17 protein-coding genes are annotated in these 17,305 nt (G+C 71.9%); 12 read left to right on the plus strand and 5 right to left on the minus strand.

Annotation, left to right across the window (positions count from 1 at the left end; genetic code table 11):
• The first annotated feature begins 110 nt into the window (after positions 1-110).
• The gene (locus tag BLW84_RS48620) at positions 111-1,109 is read left to right on the plus strand and encodes a DivIVA domain-containing protein (RefSeq protein ID WP_218157630.1); all 999 of its coding nucleotides are present in this window, start codon (positions 111-113) and stop codon (positions 1,107-1,109) included.
• Here the strand turns inward: BLW84_RS48620 and BLW84_RS38240 are convergent, their stop codons facing one another.
• From BLW84_RS38240 to BLW84_RS38250, 3 genes are read right to left on the minus strand one after another with little or no spacing between them, the layout of a single operon-like run.
• Positions 1,110-1,772, minus strand: a complete 663-nt coding sequence (locus BLW84_RS38240; protein WP_093276043.1) for a methionine ABC transporter permease — start codon at positions 1,770-1,772, stop codon at positions 1,110-1,112.
• Entirely contained in the window at positions 1,769-2,803 is a 1,035-nt protein-coding gene (locus tag BLW84_RS38245) for a methionine ABC transporter ATP-binding protein (RefSeq protein ID WP_093276047.1), read from the minus strand. The genes BLW84_RS38240 and BLW84_RS38245 overlap by 4 nt, the downstream gene beginning before the upstream one ends.
• Positions 2,800-3,753 carry a MetQ/NlpA family ABC transporter substrate-binding protein gene (locus BLW84_RS38250; RefSeq protein ID WP_093276051.1) on the minus strand — a complete coding sequence of 318 codons (954 nt, stop codon included), beginning with the start codon at positions 3,751-3,753 and terminating at the stop codon, positions 2,800-2,802. The genes BLW84_RS38245 and BLW84_RS38250 overlap by 4 nt, the downstream gene beginning before the upstream one ends.
• Before the next feature lie 248 nt (positions 3,754-4,001).
• Between BLW84_RS38250 and BLW84_RS38255 the strand changes: the two genes are divergently transcribed.
• The 3 genes from BLW84_RS38255 (at position 4,002) to BLW84_RS38265 (ending at position 6,616) form a co-directional block, all read left to right on the plus strand.
• Positions 4,002-4,235, plus strand: coding sequence for a DUF5708 family protein (locus BLW84_RS38255; protein ID WP_218157631.1), 234 nt, complete (start codon positions 4,002-4,004; stop codon positions 4,233-4,235).
• Positions 4,232-4,873 (plus strand): TetR/AcrR family transcriptional regulator, encoded by a 642-nt coding sequence (locus BLW84_RS38260; protein WP_093276054.1) that lies wholly within the window; start codon positions 4,232-4,234, stop codon positions 4,871-4,873. Before BLW84_RS38255 ends, BLW84_RS38260 begins: the two co-directional genes overlap by 4 nt.
• A gap of 177 nt (positions 4,874-5,050) precedes the next feature.
• Entirely contained in the window at positions 5,051-6,616 is a 1,566-nt protein-coding gene (locus BLW84_RS38265) for a GMC family oxidoreductase (protein ID WP_093276098.1), read from the plus strand.
• Positions 6,617-6,619: 3 nt separating this feature from the next.
• On the opposite strand, the gene BLW84_RS38270 is transcribed toward BLW84_RS38265, so the two are convergent.
• Positions 6,620-7,396, minus strand: coding sequence for an IclR family transcriptional regulator domain-containing protein (locus tag BLW84_RS38270; RefSeq protein WP_093276057.1), 777 nt, complete (start codon positions 7,394-7,396; stop codon positions 6,620-6,622).
• Between the two features lie 101 nt (positions 7,397-7,497).
• On the opposite strand from BLW84_RS38270, the gene hrpB reads away from it, so the two are divergent.
• Both hrpB and BLW84_RS38280 read left to right on the plus strand, forming a co-directional pair.
• Positions 7,498-9,924, plus strand: coding sequence for an ATP-dependent helicase HrpB (gene hrpB / locus BLW84_RS38275; protein ID WP_093276060.1), 2,427 nt, complete (start codon positions 7,498-7,500; stop codon positions 9,922-9,924).
• A gap of 184 nt (positions 9,925-10,108) precedes the next feature.
• Positions 10,109-10,522, plus strand: a complete 414-nt coding sequence (locus BLW84_RS38280; protein WP_093276063.1) for an STAS domain-containing protein — start codon at positions 10,109-10,111, stop codon at positions 10,520-10,522.
• 131 nt (positions 10,523-10,653) lie between these two features.
• Here BLW84_RS38280 and BLW84_RS38285 read toward each other — a convergent pair whose 3' ends face one another.
• The gene (locus tag BLW84_RS38285; RefSeq protein ID WP_245761672.1) at positions 10,654-11,502 is read right to left on the minus strand and encodes a helix-turn-helix transcriptional regulator; all 849 of its coding nucleotides are present in this window, start codon (positions 11,500-11,502) and stop codon (positions 10,654-10,656) included.
• Positions 11,503-11,606: 104 nt separating this feature from the next.
• Between BLW84_RS38285 and BLW84_RS38290 the strand changes: the two genes are divergently transcribed.
• From BLW84_RS38290 to BLW84_RS38315, 6 genes are all read left to right on the plus strand, one after another.
• The gene (locus BLW84_RS38290) at positions 11,607-13,259 is read left to right on the plus strand and encodes an AMP-binding protein (protein WP_245761673.1); all 1,653 of its coding nucleotides are present in this window, start codon (positions 11,607-11,609) and stop codon (positions 13,257-13,259) included.
• Positions 13,260-13,348: 89 nt separating this feature from the next.
• Positions 13,349-13,627 (plus strand): DUF1540 domain-containing protein, encoded by a 279-nt coding sequence (locus tag BLW84_RS38295; protein ID WP_342743215.1) that lies wholly within the window; start codon positions 13,349-13,351, stop codon positions 13,625-13,627.
• A 106-nt stretch (positions 13,628-13,733) separates the two neighbouring features.
• On the plus strand, positions 13,734-15,155 hold the full coding sequence (locus tag BLW84_RS38300; RefSeq protein ID WP_093276072.1) for a selenium-binding protein SBP56-related protein: 1,422 nt from the start codon (positions 13,734-13,736) through the stop codon (positions 15,153-15,155).
• A gap of 31 nt (positions 15,156-15,186) precedes the next feature.
• On the plus strand, positions 15,187-15,792 hold the full coding sequence (locus BLW84_RS38305; protein WP_093276074.1) for a DsbA family oxidoreductase: 606 nt from the start codon (positions 15,187-15,189) through the stop codon (positions 15,790-15,792).
• A 193-nt stretch (positions 15,793-15,985) separates the two neighbouring features.
• Entirely contained in the window at positions 15,986-16,753 is a 768-nt protein-coding gene (locus BLW84_RS38310; protein WP_093276077.1) for a gamma-glutamylcyclotransferase family protein, read from the plus strand.
• Positions 16,754-17,141: 388 nt separating this feature from the next.
• Positions 17,142-17,305, plus strand: a 164-nt coding sequence (locus tag BLW84_RS38315; protein ID WP_143061251.1) for an adenosylhomocysteinase, incomplete at its 3' end; no start/stop codon positions are given.

Consider the following 17,305-nt stretch of genomic DNA (forward strand, 5'->3'; position numbering starts at 1 on the left):
CGCGCGCCGCCTTGGGCAAGCTGTTCGCGCAGAACGGGCGGGTCGGGGGCTCGGCGGTCGACGCCGGGCTGCGTCCGAAAGTTGGCGGCACATGCCCTGGAGGACCGAGGATGCTCACCCCCGACGACATGCGCAACGTTGCTTTCGCCAGGAGCTGGCGACGCAACCGCGGCTACGACGAGCGCGAGGTCGACGCGTTCCTCGAACGCGTCGAGGCGGCGCTGCGCGGGAAGCGGCCGATGACCGCGCGGGACGTGCTCACGGCGCGGTTCAGCCCGGGCAAGCCCGGACGGTCCTACAAGAAGGTCCAGGTCGCCGAGTTCCTGGACCAGGTCGCGCTGACCCTGATGAAGCGCGAGGTGCGGGAGTCCGAGCGCCGCGAGAAGAAGGGCGGCGCGGCGATCGAGAAGAAGGACGGCGCGCCGAGCGAGCAGAAGACCGTGGTGCGGCGCGCGGCCCCGGCCGTGGAGCCGGTGCCCCAGCGCGGCGAGGCGGTGCAGCCGGGGCGCGTCGAGGTGTTCAAGGGTTCGGCGCAGCAGAACGTGTTGGACAAGGCCGAGGTCGACGCGTTCATGGACCGCGTCGAGGCCACCCTCCGCGGCGCCGACACGCTGACCGCGCAGGACGTGCTGGGCGCCCGGTTCAACCCGCCAGGGCCGGGCCGGCCGGGCTACCAGGAGGCCAGCGTCTTCGCCTTCCTCGTCATGGTCTCCACGATGATCAAGAACATGACCCCGCGGCAGCGACCGCAATCCGTCCCCGCGCAGGGGATGTCGATCGCCCGCGCCTTCCCGCGCGCGCTGGTGGCCGGGGCGCCCCAGCTCACCCCGGAGGCGATCGGCAGCGTGGTGCTGCACGGTTCCGCCGGCAACGAGCACGGTTACGACGAGGACGAGGTCGATGACTTCCTGGACCGCGTCGTCGACACCCTGCGCGGCGCCGACACGCTGACCTCGCGCGACGTGCAATCCGTCGCGTTCCGCGCGCAGCCCACGCCGGGCGCCGGCTACGACCGGGCCGAGGTCGAGTCGCTGCTGGACCTCATCGCGGAGCGCCTGGACGCCGACGCGCCGGTGAGCGCCCGCCGGAACGAGCGCCCACCGCGCTGATCAGCCGCGCAGCGCCTTGCGGGACAGCAGGTTGCCCAGGTACTGGGCCGCCTGCACCAGCACGATGATGATCAGCACCGCGATCGCGGTGATGCCCCACTCGAAGCGCTGGTAGCCGTAGGTGATGGCGAAGTCCCCGAGCCCGCCGCCGCCGACCGCGCCCGCGACGGCCGTCATGTCGACGACCGCGACGAACACGAAGGTGTAGCCGAGGATCAGCGGCCCGAGCGCCTCCGGCACCAGCAGGCCCACGATGATCCGCAGCGGGCTCGCCCCCATCGCGCGGGCCGCCTCGATGACCCCGGGGTCGATGGTCACCAGGTTCTGCTCGACGATCCGCGAGATGCCGAACGTGGCCGCCACGGTCAGCGCGAACGTGGCCGCGGTGGTGCCCAGCGTGGTGCCGACCACCTGGATCGTCAGCGGGCCGATCGCCGTGATGAAGATGATGAACGGGATCGGCCTGATGATGTTCACGAGCACGTTCAGCACCACGAACACGAAGCGGTTGGCGAGGATCCCGCCCGCCCGCGTGGTGTAGAGCAGGATGCCGAGCACCAGACCGAGGAAGCCGCCGATCAGCATCGTGGCCAGCACCATCCAGATGGTCTGGCCGATCGAGGTGAGCAACACCGGCCCGATCGTCGTCCAGTCGATGTTCACGCCACCAGCTCCTGCACCTCGGTGATCTCGCGGAGCTCGGCGATCAGCGCGTCGACGCCGTCGGCCGCGCCGTTGAGCTCCAGCGTCAGCCTGCCCAGCGACTCGCCGCCAAGCTCCTTGATTCCGCCGTAGACGATCTCGAACCGGACGCCGTGCTTGCCCAGCGCGTTGGACAGCACGGCGCCGATCCGCCGGTCGTCGCGGATGCTCGCGGTCACCAACCGGCCGTCGTGCCGGGCGCGCAGCCGGGCCAGGTTCTCGCCGTCGGGCTGGTCGTGCAGCACGGTTTCGACGAACCGGCGGGTGATCGCGGTCTTGGGCGCGGAGAACACGTCCACCACGCTGCCTTGCTCGACGACGCGCCCGGCGTCGAGCACCGCGACCCGGTCGGCGATCTCCCGGACCACCTCCATCTCGTGGGTGATCACCACGATGGTCACTCCGAGCTCGGTGTTGACCCGCTTGAGCAGCCGCAGCACCTCGCCGGTGGTCTCCGGGTCGAGCGCGCTGGTCGACTCGTCGGCGAGCAGGATCTTCGGATTGGTCGCCAGCGCCCGGGCGATGCCGACCCGCTGCTTCTGCCCGCCGGAGAGCTGATCGGGGTAGTGCCAGGCCTTGTCGGCGATGCCGACGAACCGCAGCAGCTCCGCGACCCGCTCCTCGCGCCGCCGCTTGTCCCAGCCCGCGATCTTCAGCGGGTAGGCCACGTTGCCGAACACGGTGCGCGAGCGGAGCAGGTTGAACTGCTGGAAGATCATGCCGATGCCGAGGCGGACCTCGCGCAGCCGCCGCTCGGGCAGGCCGGTGATGTCGGTGCCGCCGACGAGGACCTGGCCGGCGCTGACCGGCTCCAGCGCGTTGATCAGCCGGACCAGGGTGCTCTTGCCCGCCCCGGAGTAGCCGATGATCGCGAACACCTCGCCGGCGTCGATGGTCAGGTCGACGTCCGCCAGTGCGGTGACCGCTCGGTCGCCGGCGCCGAAGGTCTTGCCGACGCCGCGGAACTCGATGAGCGGGGATTCCGTTTTCACTTGGCGGCCTTCACGGTCTGCGTGAGGTCGGCCAGGATGCCCTCCAGCTCGGCCTGCGGGCGGTCGACGAGCACGGAGGTGCCCTTCGAGTCGGCCTCGGCCTGCCCGGAGACGCGCTTGTCCCGGTAGATCTCGACGAGCTTGTGGTAGGTCGGGTTGTCCCGGTCCTCGGCGCGGACGACGAACGCGTTGATGTAGGGAGCGGCTGCCGGGCTGTTGGGGTCGTCGCCGAACAGCGCCTTGCTCGGGTCGAGGTCGGCGTCGAGGGCGAAGTTGTTGTTGATGATCGCCGCGTCCACCGACGGCAGCGACGCGACGGTCTGCGCGGCGTCGACCGCGGTGACGGTCACCTTCGAGGCCGCGGCGTCGATGTCGGCCGGGGTGGCGAGCACGTTCCCGCCGTCCCGGAGCTTGATCAGCCCGGCCTGCTGGAGCACCAGCAGCGCCCGCGCCTGGTTGGTGGGGTCGTTCGGGATCGCCACGGTGCCGCCCTGCGGGACGGCGGCGACGTCGGTGTGCTTGCGGGAGTACAGGCTCAGCGGCACGACGTAGGTCGAGCCGATCGGGGTGAGGGTGTCCGAATTGGACGCGTTGTAGTTGGCCAGGAAGAGCAGGTGCTGGAAGAGGTTCACGTCGATCTGCTTCTGCGACAGCGCCGGGTTGGCCTGGTGGTAGTCGCTGAAGTTGACCGTCTCGAGGTCGATGCCCTGGGCGGCGGCGAGGTCCTTGTAGGTCTTCCAGTACGACTTGCTGGCGTCGGTGACGCCGATGCGCACCTTGGTGCGGCCGGCCGTGGTGTCGGTCGAGCCGCCCTGCACCACGACGACCACCGCGACGACGGCGATCACCACCAGCGCGGCCAGGCTCAGCAGGACGCCCCGTCGCTTCTGCTTGGGCTTCTCCGGCAGCCCGAGGTCGTTGTTCTCGGGGGCGTTGTCGTTCTCGGACATGTCTTGCCTTTCGCGGTGTCGGCGCGCGGGAATCGGATGCGTGCGCGCCCTTCGGACGCCACGATGCAGCAGCCGGCCAGGGAACCTGACATCGTTTCATGATCTGGATTTTCCGGGCGCGATTTGCTGTCGGGGCTCGCGTCGTGCTAGGCGGCCGCCTCGTCGTGACCTGCATCCCGCAATCGATCGAAAGGCCTGCTCGGGGGTGCCCTATACGGTCGTACGGTACGTCTGTACCATACGGTCGTATGGGTAAAGTTGAGAAGATCGAAAGCGGCGCTCGTGCCGCGCGCAAGACCCTCGTCAGCGGCGTGGTTCTGGCGCTGATCGGTGCCGTGCTGTGGGCGACGACGGACGGGATCGAGCTGCCCGTCATCTCGCCGAGCAAGGTCGGGGTCGTCCTGCTCGTGGTGGGTGCCATCGAGATCGTGGTGGGGCTGGCGATGGTGATCGGCCGGTCGGTGCGCGGCCGGCAGGGGTGACCGCCGGGGACCGCGCCGCCGAGCGGCGAGCGCACCTGATCGGCGCGGTGCTCGACCTGATCGACGGGGGCGGGATCCCGGCCGTCAGCATGCGCGCGGTGGCCACCGCGGCGGGCGTGTCCCTCGCACAGGTCCAGTACTACTTCCGGAGCAAGGACCAGCTCATCGTCGAGGCGTTCCGCCACATCTGCCGCGATGTGGAGGGGCGCGCGGCTGCGGTGGGCTTCGACGGGCCCGCCCGCTCGGTGCTGCGTGCGCTGATCGACCTCTGGCTGCCGGTCGACGAGCGCCTCAGCCGCGACGCCCGCGTGTGGCTGGCGTTCTCCGCCGAGGCGACCACGCGGCCGTCGCTGATGAGCTTCGCCGCGGCGGTGGACGAAGAGCTCCGCGAGGCGTTCGCGCAGATCCTCCGGCGTGCGAGCGAGAGCGGTGAGCTCAGTCCGGCCGCCGACCCGGTAGCGGCGGCGGCCGGGCTGCTCGCGGTCATCGACGGGCTCGTCGTGCAGTCGCTGGTCCTCGACGAGCCCGAGCGCGCGGGGTTCCTCGCCCCGCGCGTCGAGGCCCACCTGGATCTGCTCTTCCTGTCATCGCGGGAAAAGGGGGGAGGGCAAGGGGGCGTGATCGAGGAGCGCACCTGAAGAACTGGCGGCCCGATCAGTGCTGCGCGAGCCCTGACGAGGCGCGCGATTCTCGGATCATCGTCCGTCCGATGTGGACAGGTGTGGAAATCCGTTGCGGCGTCCGGTCGGGTGGTCGTACCGTTGTTCCTCCGAAACAGCGCACATGTGTGCGGTAATCGAACTTTTGGAGGCGTGGTGGCTGAGCGCGGCTGGGATCTGATCGTGGTCGGGGCCGGTTCCTCGGGGTCCGCCCTGGCGGTCCGGGCCGCGGAGCAGGGGAGGCGGGTGCTGCTCTTGGAGGCCGGCCCGGACTACCGCTCCGCCGAGATGCCGGAGGTGTGGCGGTCGCCGAACCCGATGCGCGCGCTGCTGGATCCCGACGCCGGGCGGCACCTCGTGTGGCAGGAGCTCACCGCGTCGCGGACCGAGAAGCAGGCTCCGGAGCCGTTCTGGCGTGGCCGCGGAGTCGGCGGCAGTTCGGCGATCAACGGGCAGATCGCGATCCGCCCGCCGATGGCGGACTTCGAGGACTGGGCCCGCGCGGGATGCGAGGGCTGGGCTCCCCGGGACGTGCTGCCGTACTTCGCGAAGCTGGAGGACGACGAGGAGTTCGGCGACGCCCCGTACCACGGTCGCGGCGGCCCGATCCCGGTCTACCGGACGCCCGAGGCGGAGTGGGGAGCGGTGGACGCGGCGCTGCACCGGGCCGCGCTCGCGGCGGGGCACGGGTGGGCCGCCGATGTGAACGCCCCTGGTGCGACGGGGATTTCGCCGTATCCGATCAACTCGCGGCGCGGCCGCCGGGTGTCCACCAACGACGCCTACCTCGAACCGGCGAGGACGCTGCCCGGCCTGGAGATCCGCGGCGACGCCGTCGTGGACAGGGTCATCGTGTCCGGCGGGCGAGCGGTCGGCGTCGAGGTCCTCGTCGACGGGACGATGAGCCGCGAGCACGCGGACCTCGTCGTGCTGAGCGCCGGTGCGATCCACACGCCGGCGATCCTGCTGCGATCCGGCATCGGCCCGGCCGCCCACCTGCGCTCGCTGGGCATCGACGTGCTGCGGGACCTGCCGGTCGGCCAGGGCCTGCAGGACCACCCGGTGGTCTTCGTCGGCATCCCGCTGAACGAGGAATCGGCGGTGCGCACGCCCGACGACCGGCACACGAACGTCTGCATCCGCTACACCAGCGACCACCCGGCGGCCCAGGCCGACGACATGATGGTCATCGCGGGCAACCAGAGCGTGCTCGCGATGGAGATCGCCGACGTCCGCTTCGGTGCGGGGTCCTTCGGCGTGTGGAACAACCAGGTCTACTCGCGTGGATCGGTCGGCCTGACCTCGACCGACCCGACGGCGCAGCCGGAGGTGCGCGAACGCATGCTCTCCGACGAGCGCGATCTGGCGCGGCTGCGCAGCGGCATCCGCCACCTGGTCGAGCTGGTGCGCGGCGACGAGGTCGCGCCGATCACGGCGTACTCGCCGGACCGGCTCAACGCGACGCTGCTCGCGGCCGTCGACGACGACGCGGAGCTGGACGACTACCTGCTCGCGAAGGCGGCCGACGCGCAGCACGCGACCAGCACCTGCCGCATGGGAAGCCCCTCGGATCCGGCGACGGTGGTCGATCCCGACTGCCGGGTGCTGGGCCTGGAGGGCCTCCGCGTGGTCGACGCGTCGATCTTCCCGACGGTTCCCCGCGCGAACACCAACCTCGCGGCGATCATGGCGGGCGAGCTCATGGCCGACCGCCTCGGCTGACGGTCAGATGAGCTGGGCGTGCAGCTCGTCGGCCGCCTCCCGCAGCAGCGCCAGGACGTCGCCGTGCATGACCTCGGGCGAGATCCGCTCGATGTTGCACCCGACGTGCAGGGCCGCGATCACCCGCCCGTCCCACCGGCGAAGGGGCACGGCGATCGAATGGGCGCCCGGCTCCACGTCGTTCGCCACGTAGCAGTACCCGTCGCGCTCGATTCCGTGGAGGGCATCGGCCCGGGCGCCGGCCGCGTCGAGCGCGCCCGGGCGCTCCTCCTCCGGCAGGTTCGCGAGGAGGACCTTGCCGAGGGAGGAGATGCTCGCCGGGGTCCGGAAGCCGATGCCGCTGCCCACCTGGATCAGCTGGTTCGGCACCGCGCGGGCGATCACGACGGCGTCCGCTCCGTCGAGCACGGCGACGGAGCACGCCTCCTGCAGCCGCGCGCAGATCCGGTCGCACACCGGTTGCATGACCGCGCCGGTGACGTTCGACGTGAGATATCCGGCGGCCAGCCGCAGGATTCGCGGGCTGAGCTCGTACGCGCGGCCTTCGGCGCGGACGTAGCCGAGGTGCTCGAGGGTCAGGACGGCGCGCCGCACGGTCGCGCGGGACAGGGCGAGCTTGCGCGCCAGGTCGGCCTGCGTCAGCCGCCGGTTCTCGCCGTCGAAGGCCGCCAGCACGGCCAGGCCCCGGGCCAGCGCCTCGGAGAAGTCCGCCGCGTTCGGTGCGCCGGCGAGCTGACGTTGCTTCCGGGCGGTGCTGTCGGCGTCCGCGAGTCGTCCCAAGGTGCCATTCCCGTTCGGCGGCGGTGGTTTCCCGGCAACGTATCCGGCGAACTTCTGTGCGTCAATCGAACTGCGCGGCGGGATGGCAAGATGGGGCCGTTATGCTCGACTTCCCCGATCTTCCCGTGCGTGCCGTGCTCGACGACGTCACCGGTGCTCTCTCGGAGCACGGCACGGCGGTGCTGGTGGCGCCGCCCGGCACCGGTAAGACGACACTCGTGCCGTTGGCGTTGGCGGAGCAGGGGTTTCGCGTCGTGGTGGCGGAGCCGCGGCGGCTGGCCACCCGGGCCGCGGCGGAGCGCATGGCGAGCCTGCTCGGCGAGGAGGTCGGGCAGCGCGTGGGCTACTCGGTGCGGGGCGAGCGCCGTCGCGGCGCGGCGACGGTCGTCGAGGTGGTGACGTCCGGCCTGCTGGTGCGGCGGCTGCAATCGGATCCCGAGCTGACCGGCGTCGACGTCGTGATGCTCGACGAATGCCACGAGCGGCACCTGGACGCGGACCTCCTGCTGGCGCTGCTGCTGGACGCGCGGGACGGGCTGCGCCCGGACCTGCGGGTGCTGGCGACGTCGGCCACGGTGGCGGCCGGTCGCGCCGCGGAGCTGCTCGGCGGCTCACCGGTGCTGGAGGCGCACGCGCGGACCCACCCGGTCCGGACCGCTTACCTGCCGCCGGCGCGCGGGGAGCGGATCGAGGCGTGCGTGGCGCGGGCCGTGCGCACCGCGCTCGCCGAGCAGGACGGCGACGTGCTGACCTTCCTGCCCGGTGCCGCCGAGATCCGCCGCGTCGCGAACCAGCTCGGCGAGTCCGATGTGGACGTTCTTCCGCTGCACGGCAGGCTGCCGCACGCGCAGCAGGATTCGGCGCTGCGAGTGGGGAAGCGGCGTCGCGTGGTGCTGGCCACGGCGGTCGCCGAGTCGAGCCTGACCGTGCCCGGGGTGCGTGCCGTCGTCGACTCGGGCCTGTCCCGGGTGTCGCGGGTGGACAACCGGCGCGGCCTGTCCGGGCTGGCCACGGTCCGGGTGTCGGCGGCGGTCGCCGACCAGCGGGCGGGCCGCGCCGGCCGGCAGGGGCCCGGCGTGGTGTACCGGTGCTGGCCGGAGCACGAGCACAGCACGCTGCCCGCGTACCCGGAACCGGAGATCCGGACGGCCGATCTGACTCGGCTCGCCCTGGAACTGGCGTGCTGGGGAACGCCGGACGGGTCGGCGCTGACGTGGTGGGACGAGCCGCCCACCGGTGCGCTGGCCGCGGGCCGCGAGGTGCTGCGCGGGCTCGGCGCACTGGACGACGACGCGATCACGGCCCGGGGTCGCCGGATGGCGGAGTTGGGTCTGCACCCGAGGCTGGCCCGGGCCTTGCTCGACGGCCGCGAACTGGCCGGCACCGACATCACCACCGAGGTCGTCGCCCTGCTCGACAACGATGCGCTGACCGGCGAAGTCGACGTCACCACGGCGCTTTCCCGGCTGCGCCGGGGCGCACCGGGCAGCGATCGGTGGCGGCGCGAGGTCCGCAGGCTGCGCGGTTCTGTGCAGGCGCATCCCGGAACCTCCGCGCGCGATGATGCGGCGCTCGTCGTCGCGTTGGCGCAGCCGGAGCGGTTGGCGCGGCGCCGGGGTTCCGGTTCCGCGGTGTACCTGATGGCGTCCGGGACGGCGGTGGAGCTGCCGGGCAATTCCGGGCTGCGCGAATCGGAATGGCTTGCGGTGGCCGTCGCCGACCGGGCGCCGGGAAGCGCGTCCGGAGTCGTCCGGCTGGCCGCACCCGCGGACGAGACGCTGGCCCGCAGCGCGGCGCCCGCGCTGGTGACGACCAGCGACGAGATCGGCTGGGAGGACGGCGATGTGCGGGCGGTCCGCGTCGAGCGGCTCGGCGCGATCACCCTGAGCCGCCGGCAGATCCGCGACCCGGACGCCGCCGAGGTCCGGGAGGCGCTGCTGGCCGGCCTGCGCGCCGAGGGGCTGGAACTGCTGGCCTGGAACGACGATGCGCGACGGCTGCGGCAGCGGCTCGGATTCCTGCACGCCGCCCTCGGCGATCCCTGGCCCGCCACCGACGACGGAACGCTTCTGTCCATAGTGGACCAATGGCTGGAACCGGAGCTCTCGGCCGCGCGGCGGCGGGCCGACCTGCGGATCCCGGCCGGCGCCGCGCTGCGGCGGCTGATCCCGTGGTCCGCGGCGGGACGGCTGGACGAGCTCGCGCCGGACCGGATCGAGGTCCCCACCGGCTCCCGGATCAAGGTGGACTACCAGCACGACCGGCCCGCCCTGCCGGTGAAGCTGCAGGAGGTCTTCGGCTGGCAGGACGTGCCGCGCATCGCCGACGGCCGGGTGCCGGTGGTGCTGCACCTGCTCTCGCCCGCCGGGCGCCCGGCGGCGGTCACGGCCGATCTCGATTCGTTCTGGCGCAACGGTTACCGGCAGGTCCGCGCGGAACTGCGCGGGCGCTACCCGAAGCACCCGTGGCCGGAGGACCCGGCCACGGCGACGCCGACCCGCCGCACCCGGCGCAGCCCCGCGAGCTGACGGTGACGGCCGCTGTCGCTCGATCGTGGGACGCGGCAGAGGGCCGAACACCCTTCGTGCTGTGATGCGCGCGAAAGCTCGTTTTGCCTGGTGATCTAGGGTTTGGCCGTAGCGTGGAGGGCGGCCCGCCGAGGTCCTCCGCGGCGGCCGACAGCCAGAATCCCGAGCATTGGGGAGGCCGCACATGTCCTTCATCCCCGCACCGCGCACCGAACGCGGCACCGACGACCACGCGCCCGGAGCGCTGCGACTGCGCACCACGAGTCCCGCTCCCGGCGTCGTCGTCCTCGAAACGGCCGGAATCCTGGACATGAACAGCGCCACGAACTTCGCCGACGCGGTGCGAGCTCACCTCTCGGCCGCCACCGCCACCGCAGTCCTGGACCTGTCGGGGCTGTCCTTCCTGTCCACCCACGGCGCGGTCGTCCTGCTGGAGGCCGCGCACCGCGCCCTGATGCGCGGGGTGCACCTGGTGCTGCTCTCCCAGAACAGGGTCGTGGACCGCCTGCTGGAGATGCTCGACGTCGCCGACCGGTTCACCTACGCCACCACGGTCGAGGAGGCCGTCGGCCCCGCTGGCGCGACAGTCCTGCGCTAGCCCCGAGTCCGGTCAGGCAGCTCGCCCGCGCGCATCGCCTGCCCGCCGGGATCTTCGTCGGGCACACGCATCACATGCGTGCTACCCGCAACGGCGGCTGCGCAATCGTTTCCCCCGCCGCGGCAGGGGGATCAGGGCAGCGCGCCGCGTCGCCGGGCGGCGACGACCGCCTCGTGCCGGGTGTGCACGTCCAGCTTGCGCATAGCGCTGCGCAGATACGCCTTGACGGTCTCGGGTTTCAGCGAGAGCCGCCGCGCCGTTTCCGCGTTGCTGCAGCCGAGCGCGATCTGCGAGAGCACGTCCAGCTCGCGCGGCGACAACGCGGGCGGATCGACGGCGTCCCGGGAGTCGGTGAGGTGCGCCAGCCGCTCGCACGCCCGGTGCAGCCGGTCGCGCAGGACCGCGTCGTCGAGTCCCTTGGCGATGGCGCGGAACTCGGCGTGCAGCTCCCGGACCTCCTCGATCGCCACGCTGTCGCGAAGCGCCGTTCGATCGGCGTCCGCCACGTCCAGCAGCTGGAGGCGCCGGTCCACCTCGTCGCGGACGGCGAGCTCGCCGGCCAGCCGGCGGGTCGCGTCGACCATGGTGTCGAGCACCCGGTCACCGAGCGGGACCACGCCGCGCGCCGCGCCGTAGATCACCCCGCGAACGCGGCCGTGCACCGTCACCGGCACTGCGGCCACCGAGCAGATGCCCTCGGCCAGCACGGGCACGTCGTAGTCGTGGCTGATCGTCAACGCGGACCCGTAGTCGCTCACCGCGCCCGGGCGCCGGGACGTCATGACCTGCCCGCCGAGACCCGCTGCGGCGCGGATCTGGAGGCCCTTCAGCGCGGACGTGCGGACGCCGACGAACTCCGAGAGGTGCAGGGAACCCTCAGCGGCGACCTGTCCGCCGAAGGCGACCGGCACGTCGGCCCGCTGCCGCACCACCCGCACGGCCTGCCGGAAGGCGTCCCCGTCATCCGGGCGCAAGTACACGATCTCTTCACCCCTTTCCGGGGGTATCGCGGACTGATGTGTGGCGCGGAGCATAACGCCCGGCTACGCCGCGGCAAAGGAGCATGCGGCGGGAAGGGGGATTCGTGAGCATCGAGCCGACCACCGCACCGGGGACGACACCGCAGTCGCAACGGGTGGCCGAGCTGCTCGCCCGGTTCGGCTCGCCGGACGCGTGCGCGGCGGAGCTGCTGTGCGACCACCACCCCGCGGACGCCGTCGCCTACACCGTCGTCGAGGCGGACCTGACCAGCCGGGACCTTACCTACGGCGAGCTGCGCCGCGACTCGGCGCGCTTCGCCGCCGCCCTCGCCGACCTGGGCGTCGAGCCGGGCGACGCGGTCGCGGTGCTGATGGGCAAGTCCGCCGACCTGGTCGTGGCGCTGCTGGGCATCTGGCGCCGCGGTGCCGTGCATGTGCCGCTGTTCACCGCCTTCGCACCGCCCGCCATCGCGCTGCGGCTCAACGCCAGTGGCGCGAAGGTCGTCGTGGTCGACCAGGACCAGCGCGCCAAGCTGGAGCCGGGCGAGGACATCCCCGCCGACGTGCCGTGGCGGATCGTCGTCGCCGGGGACGCCACCGACGAGCCGACCCTCGCCGGGCTGCTCGCCCGGTACAGCGGAGACGAGCCGACCGCGCAACCTGTCCGCCAGGGCGGGGACGGCATCCTGGTCCAGCTGTTCACTTCGGGCACCACCGGCACCCCGAAGGCCGTTCCGGTGCCGGTCAAGGCCCTCGCCTCGTTCCAGGCGTACCTGGAGTTCGGGCTCGACGTCCGGGCCGACGACGTGTTCTGGAACGCCGCCGACCCGGGCTGGGCGTACGGCCTGTACTACGCGATCCTCGGGCCGCTGGCGGCCGGTCGCCGGAGCATCCTGCTGCACGCGGGGTTCTCGGCCGCGCTGACCTGGCAGGTCATCCGCGAGTTCGGCGTCACCAACTTCGCCGCCGCGCCAACGGTCTACCGCAGCCTGCGCACCGACCCGGCGGGCGTGCCCGAGGGGATCCGGCTCCGCCGCGCGTCCTCGGCGGGCGAGCCCCTGACGCCGGAGGTCGTCTCCTGGGCCGAGGAGCGGCTGGGCGTGGCGGTGCGCGACCACTACGGGCAGACCGAGCACGGCATGGTCATCGTCAACGCCTGGGCCGACGGCGTTCGCGAGCCGGTCAAGCCCGGCTCGATGGGCGGCGTCCTGCCGGGCTGGTCCGCCGAGGTGCTGCACGACGACCGGGACGAGCCCGCACCCGCGGGCACCGCGGGGCGCATCGCGGTCCACGCCGCAGACAGCCCGCTGATGTGGTTCACCGGCTATGTCGCCGCACCGGAGAAGACCGCCGAACGCTTCTCCGCCGACGGCCGCTGGTACCTCACCGGCGACGCCGGGACGCGGGACGCCGACGGCTCCTTCTTCTTCTCCTCCCGCGACGACGACGTGATCATCATGGCCGGTTACCGGATCGGGCCGTTCGACGTCGAAAGCGTCCTGGTGCGCCACGACGCGGTGGCCGAAGCCGCCGTCATCGGCGTGCCCGACGAGCTGCGCGGCGAGGTCCTGGCGGCCTACGTCGTCCTCCGCGCGGGACGGACCGGCGACGAGGAACTGGTCGCGGACCTCCAGCAGCTGGTGAAGCGCAGGTTCGCCGCGCACGCCTATCCGCGCTCGGTGCACTTCGTCGAGCAGCTCCCGAAAACGCCGAGCGGCAAGATCCAGCGCTTCCTGCTCCGCGAGCGGCACCGCTGACGAGCCCCCGGATCCGCTGCCGGGCGGCCGCACGCGGTCCATCATGGAACCGCTTCGGCAACCGACCGAATCCGGGGGGAAGCATGGAAATGCCACTGGTGAACAACTGCACGGCCGAGAGCTGCGCGTTCAACCACGACCACAACTGCCACGCCCTGGCCATCACCATCGGCGAACCGACCCACGCGCAGTGCGACACCTTCGTCGGCGGCCCGTTCGACGGCGGCGACCCCAACGCCATCGGCCACGTCGGGGCGTGCAAGATGGCCGACTGCCGGTACAACGACCACCTCGAATGCCAGGCGCCGGGCATCTCCGTCGGATACCAGCGCGACATCGTCGACTGCCTGACCTACCAACCCGCTTAGCGCGGGGGCGGTGGGCGCGCGTGAGTCCTACGATGTGGACGGCCTCGACGCTCAGTGCGGTAGGCGAGACGCTGGGTGACGAAGCCGTTGCAGTCGAGGAGACGCGATGAGTTCTCCAACCGGACACGAGCTCGATCCCACCTTCTACCGCAGCCCGGGCGACGCCATCGCAGCGCCCGCCGAACGCCTGGCCTACGTCGTCGCGTTCGACCGGTCCGGACAGCAGCCGGACGCGCTCACCGTCGTCGACACCGATCCGGAGTCGGCGAGCTTCGGGCGGGTGGTCGGCTGGGCCGACCTGCCGACCCGGGGCGACGAACTGCACCACTTCGGCTGGAACGCGTGCAGCAGCGCGTTCGCCCACGCCGGACACCACACCGACGGCCTGCAGCGCCGCTACCTGCTGCTACCCGGGTTGCGGTCGTCGAACGTGCACATCTACGACACCCATCCCGACCCGCGGCAGCCGAGGCTGGTGCGGACCGTGACGGCCGAGGAGCTCGCGACCAAGGCCGGCTACTCCCGGCCGCACACGCTGCACTGCGGCCCGGACGGGATCTACCTCTCCTGCCTCGGCGGCGCGAACGGGGACGACGGACCCGGCGGCATCGCGGTGCTCGACCACGACACGTTCGACGTCGTGCGCGCGTGGGAGACCGACCGCGGGCCGCAGCGCCTGGCCTACGACGCCTGGTGGCACCTCAACCAGAACACCCTGATCACCAGCGAGTGGGGCACGCCGTCGATGATCGAGGACGGGGTCGTCCCGGAACGGCTGCTGAACAACGAGTACGGCCACGCCCTGCACTTCTGGGACCTGGCGGAGGGCCGCCACCGGCAGCGCGTGGACCTCGGCGCGCAGCACCAGATGGTGCTGGAGCTGCGGCCGTCGCACGACCCGGGCGCCACCTGGGGCTTCGCCGGCGTGGTGGTCAGCACCGAGGACCTGTCGGCTTCGGTCTGGCGCTGGCACCGCGAGAACGGCGACTGGCAGGCCGACAAGGTGATCACCGTCCCCGCCGAGCCGGCCCCGGCCGAGGAGCTCCCGCCCGCGCTGCAGCCCTTCGGCGCGGTGCCGCCGCTGGTCACCGACATCAACCTGTCCGTCGACGACCGGTTCCTGTACGTCTCGTGCTGGGGCACCGGCGAGCTGAAGCAGTACGACGTCAGCGATCCGGCGCGGCCCCGCGAGACCGGCTCGGTCCGCCTCGGCGGGATCACCGGTCGCGTGCCGCACCCGGCCGAGCCGGACCGGCCGCTGGCCGGCGGGCCGCAGATGGTCGAGGTCAGCCGCGACGGCCGGCGCATCTACCTGACGAACTCGCTGTACGGATCGTGGGACGACCAGTTCTACCCCGACGGCGTGGGCTCGTGGTTCGCCAAGCTGGACACCGACCCGGACGCGGGCGGCGGACTGGCGGTCGACGAGAGCTTCTTCCCGCACGGCGCGGAATTCCGCGGTCGGCGGGTCCACCAGGTGCGCCTGCAGGGCGGCGACGCCTCCTCGGACTCCTACTGCTACCCATGACCCGCGACCGGACAAGGACGTTGATCCGAAGATGACCTCCGCATTCGCCGTCACCTGGGACTACCGCTGCCCGTTCGCCCGCAACGCGCACGAGCACCTGCTCACCGGCCTGGCCGCCGGGGCCGACTGGCAGGTCCGCTACCTGCCGTTCTCCCTCGGCCAGGCGCACGTCGAGGAGGGCCAGCCCAGCGTCTGGGAGAAACCCGAGCAGGACAGCGGGATCCTCGCTCTGCAGGCCGGTGTCGTGATCCGGGACGAGTTCCCGGACCGGTTCCCGGCCGTGCACCGCGCCCTGTTCGAGGCGCGGCACGACGAGGGCCTGCACCTCGAAGACCGCGCGGTGGTCGAGCGCGTCCTCACCGACCACGGCGTTCCCGCCGACGCGGTGTTCGCGCGCATCGGCGACGGTTCCGCGCTCGGGAAGGTGCGTGCCGAGCACGAGGAATTCGTTTCCTCGCACAGCGTTTGGGGCGTGCCGACCTTCATCGCCGACGACCGGGCCGTGTTCGTCCGGCTGATGAACCGCGCCCCGCAGGGCGCCGACCCGGCGTCGTCGATCGCGACCGTCGAACGCGTGGTGGACCTGCTGGGCTGGGCCGACCTCAACGAGTTCAAGCACACGGCCATCCCGCGCTGACGTCCACAGTGCAGCGATCTCACATGCCGAAAACCGCCGCCGCCTTTTGTCCGATGTGGACCGCGGTCGGCGCCGTCGTCGAACACCGGGTGTGCTCGGATCGGCGCGAACGACGTAAAACACAGCGCTTCGGGAGTAACTTGCGACCGCGGTCATAGCGCAGCGGCGCTTTCGACGCGATGCTGTAGCGGCTATGTGCTTCCCCGAGCAGCAAGCCCAGCCCCCGGCGCGAACGCGCTTCGCCGACTTCGAGTACCCCGAGGCCCCGTATCCCGGTGCGCGCCCGGACTTCTCGTTCGTCCAGCTCGACGGCATCGGTCATCCGCTCGCTCCGGACGACACCGCGCCGTCGGGCTGGCGGGTGCACGCCGCCGCGGCGGCGCAACCATGCCTCGACCGGTGGCTGGCGGACCGCGGTGCGGCTCCGCTCCGCGACCGGCGGGCGGTACTGGCCTATGGCTCGAACGCCTGCCCCTCGAAGATCACCTGGCTGCGGGAGCAGCTGGGACTGGCCGGGCCGGCGGTCGTGCTGCGCGCCCGTTGCACCGGCCTCGCGGCGGTCTGGGCAACGGGACTGCGGGCCAGGGGAGACGGCCAGCGTCCGGCGGTGCTGGCCGCCGCGCCGGGCATCGTCGAGCACCACGCGGTGTGGCTCGCAACACCCGAACAGCGCCAAGTGCTCGACGAGTGCGAAGGGCGTGGTGCCCGCTACCGCCTGGTGTGCCTGCATGGTGCAGAGCGGATCGGGTTGGAGGACGGCAGTGAACTTCGGCACGTCCTGGCCTACGCGGGCGCGTCCCGCGAGCGCGCGCCGCTGCTGGTCGAGGGCCGCCCGGTGCGGTGCGCCGAAGTGGACCAGCGCGCCGCGCTGGGCCTTTCCGGTGCTCCGGCCGCCGGCGACGGGTTGGTGTGCGCGGAAATCACCGGCGAGCCGCCCGCCGCCCGCTGCGCGGATCGGTAGTCCGGCGCGGTGAGAGCAGTTTGACAATCCGTTGGGTCGGTTTCAGAATGTCCTCACGCCGGGTTTGACCGACACGATGCGCCACAACGGCGCGAGCGCTGGCTGAGAGGCGCTGCAACGGACTTTCGTCCGCCACGCTCAGCCGAGCCGCTAGAAGACCACGGTAAGGGCGCCTCCTGCGGGAGGTGCTTTTTTTGTGCGCGGCTTGAGATTGCGGCCCGGAGCCGATCTTCCGCGGTCGACGGTGGCCTGACGCCGCGACCGCACCGAATCCGACCGACGAGATCTCGCGGTTGCGCGCCCGAGTGCATTAGCAGATCGGGCCATCCCGGCGTTCCACTTTGGATGAATAGATCCGAATCATCAGTCCTGCAAGGGGAAGGTAGCGATGAGCGTCAAGTTGCAGAAGGTCAATGGCCTTGAGTTCGCTGTCCGGGATTTGTCGTTGGCCGAGGCCGGTCGGCATCAGATCCGGTTGGCGGAGCATGAGATGCCGGGCCTGATGGCGACTCGCAAGGAGTATGCGGGTTCGCAGCCGTTGAAGGGTGCGCG

Source organism: Saccharopolyspora shandongensis, assembly GCF_900106995.1.
In the GTDB taxonomy this organism is placed as follows: domain Bacteria; phylum Actinomycetota; class Actinomycetes; order Mycobacteriales; family Pseudonocardiaceae; genus Saccharopolyspora; species Saccharopolyspora shandongensis.

Coding starts and splice junctions, on each gene's coding strand:
- BLW84_RS38310 (WP_093276077.1), top strand. CDS start 15,986: ATGTGCTTCCCCGAGCAGCAAGCCCAGCCCCCGGCGCGAACGCGCTTC.
- BLW84_RS38295 (WP_342743215.1), top strand. CDS start 13,349: ATGCCACTGGTGAACAACTGCACGGCCGAGAGCTGCGCGTTCAACCAC.
- BLW84_RS38250 (WP_093276051.1), bottom strand. CDS start 3,753: ATGTCCGAGAACGACAACGCCCCCGAGAACAACGACCTCGGGCTGCCG.
- hrpB (WP_093276060.1), top strand. CDS start 7,498: ATGCTCGACTTCCCCGATCTTCCCGTGCGTGCCGTGCTCGACGACGTC.
- BLW84_RS38305 (WP_093276074.1), top strand. CDS start 15,187: ATGACCTCCGCATTCGCCGTCACCTGGGACTACCGCTGCCCGTTCGCC.
- BLW84_RS38300 (WP_093276072.1), top strand. CDS start 13,734: ATGAGTTCTCCAACCGGACACGAGCTCGATCCCACCTTCTACCGCAGC.
- BLW84_RS48620 (WP_218157630.1), top strand. CDS start 111: ATGCTCACCCCCGACGACATGCGCAACGTTGCTTTCGCCAGGAGCTGG.
- BLW84_RS38255 (WP_218157631.1), top strand. CDS start 4,002: ATGGGTAAAGTTGAGAAGATCGAAAGCGGCGCTCGTGCCGCGCGCAAG.
- BLW84_RS38280 (WP_093276063.1), top strand. CDS start 10,109: ATGTCCTTCATCCCCGCACCGCGCACCGAACGCGGCACCGACGACCAC.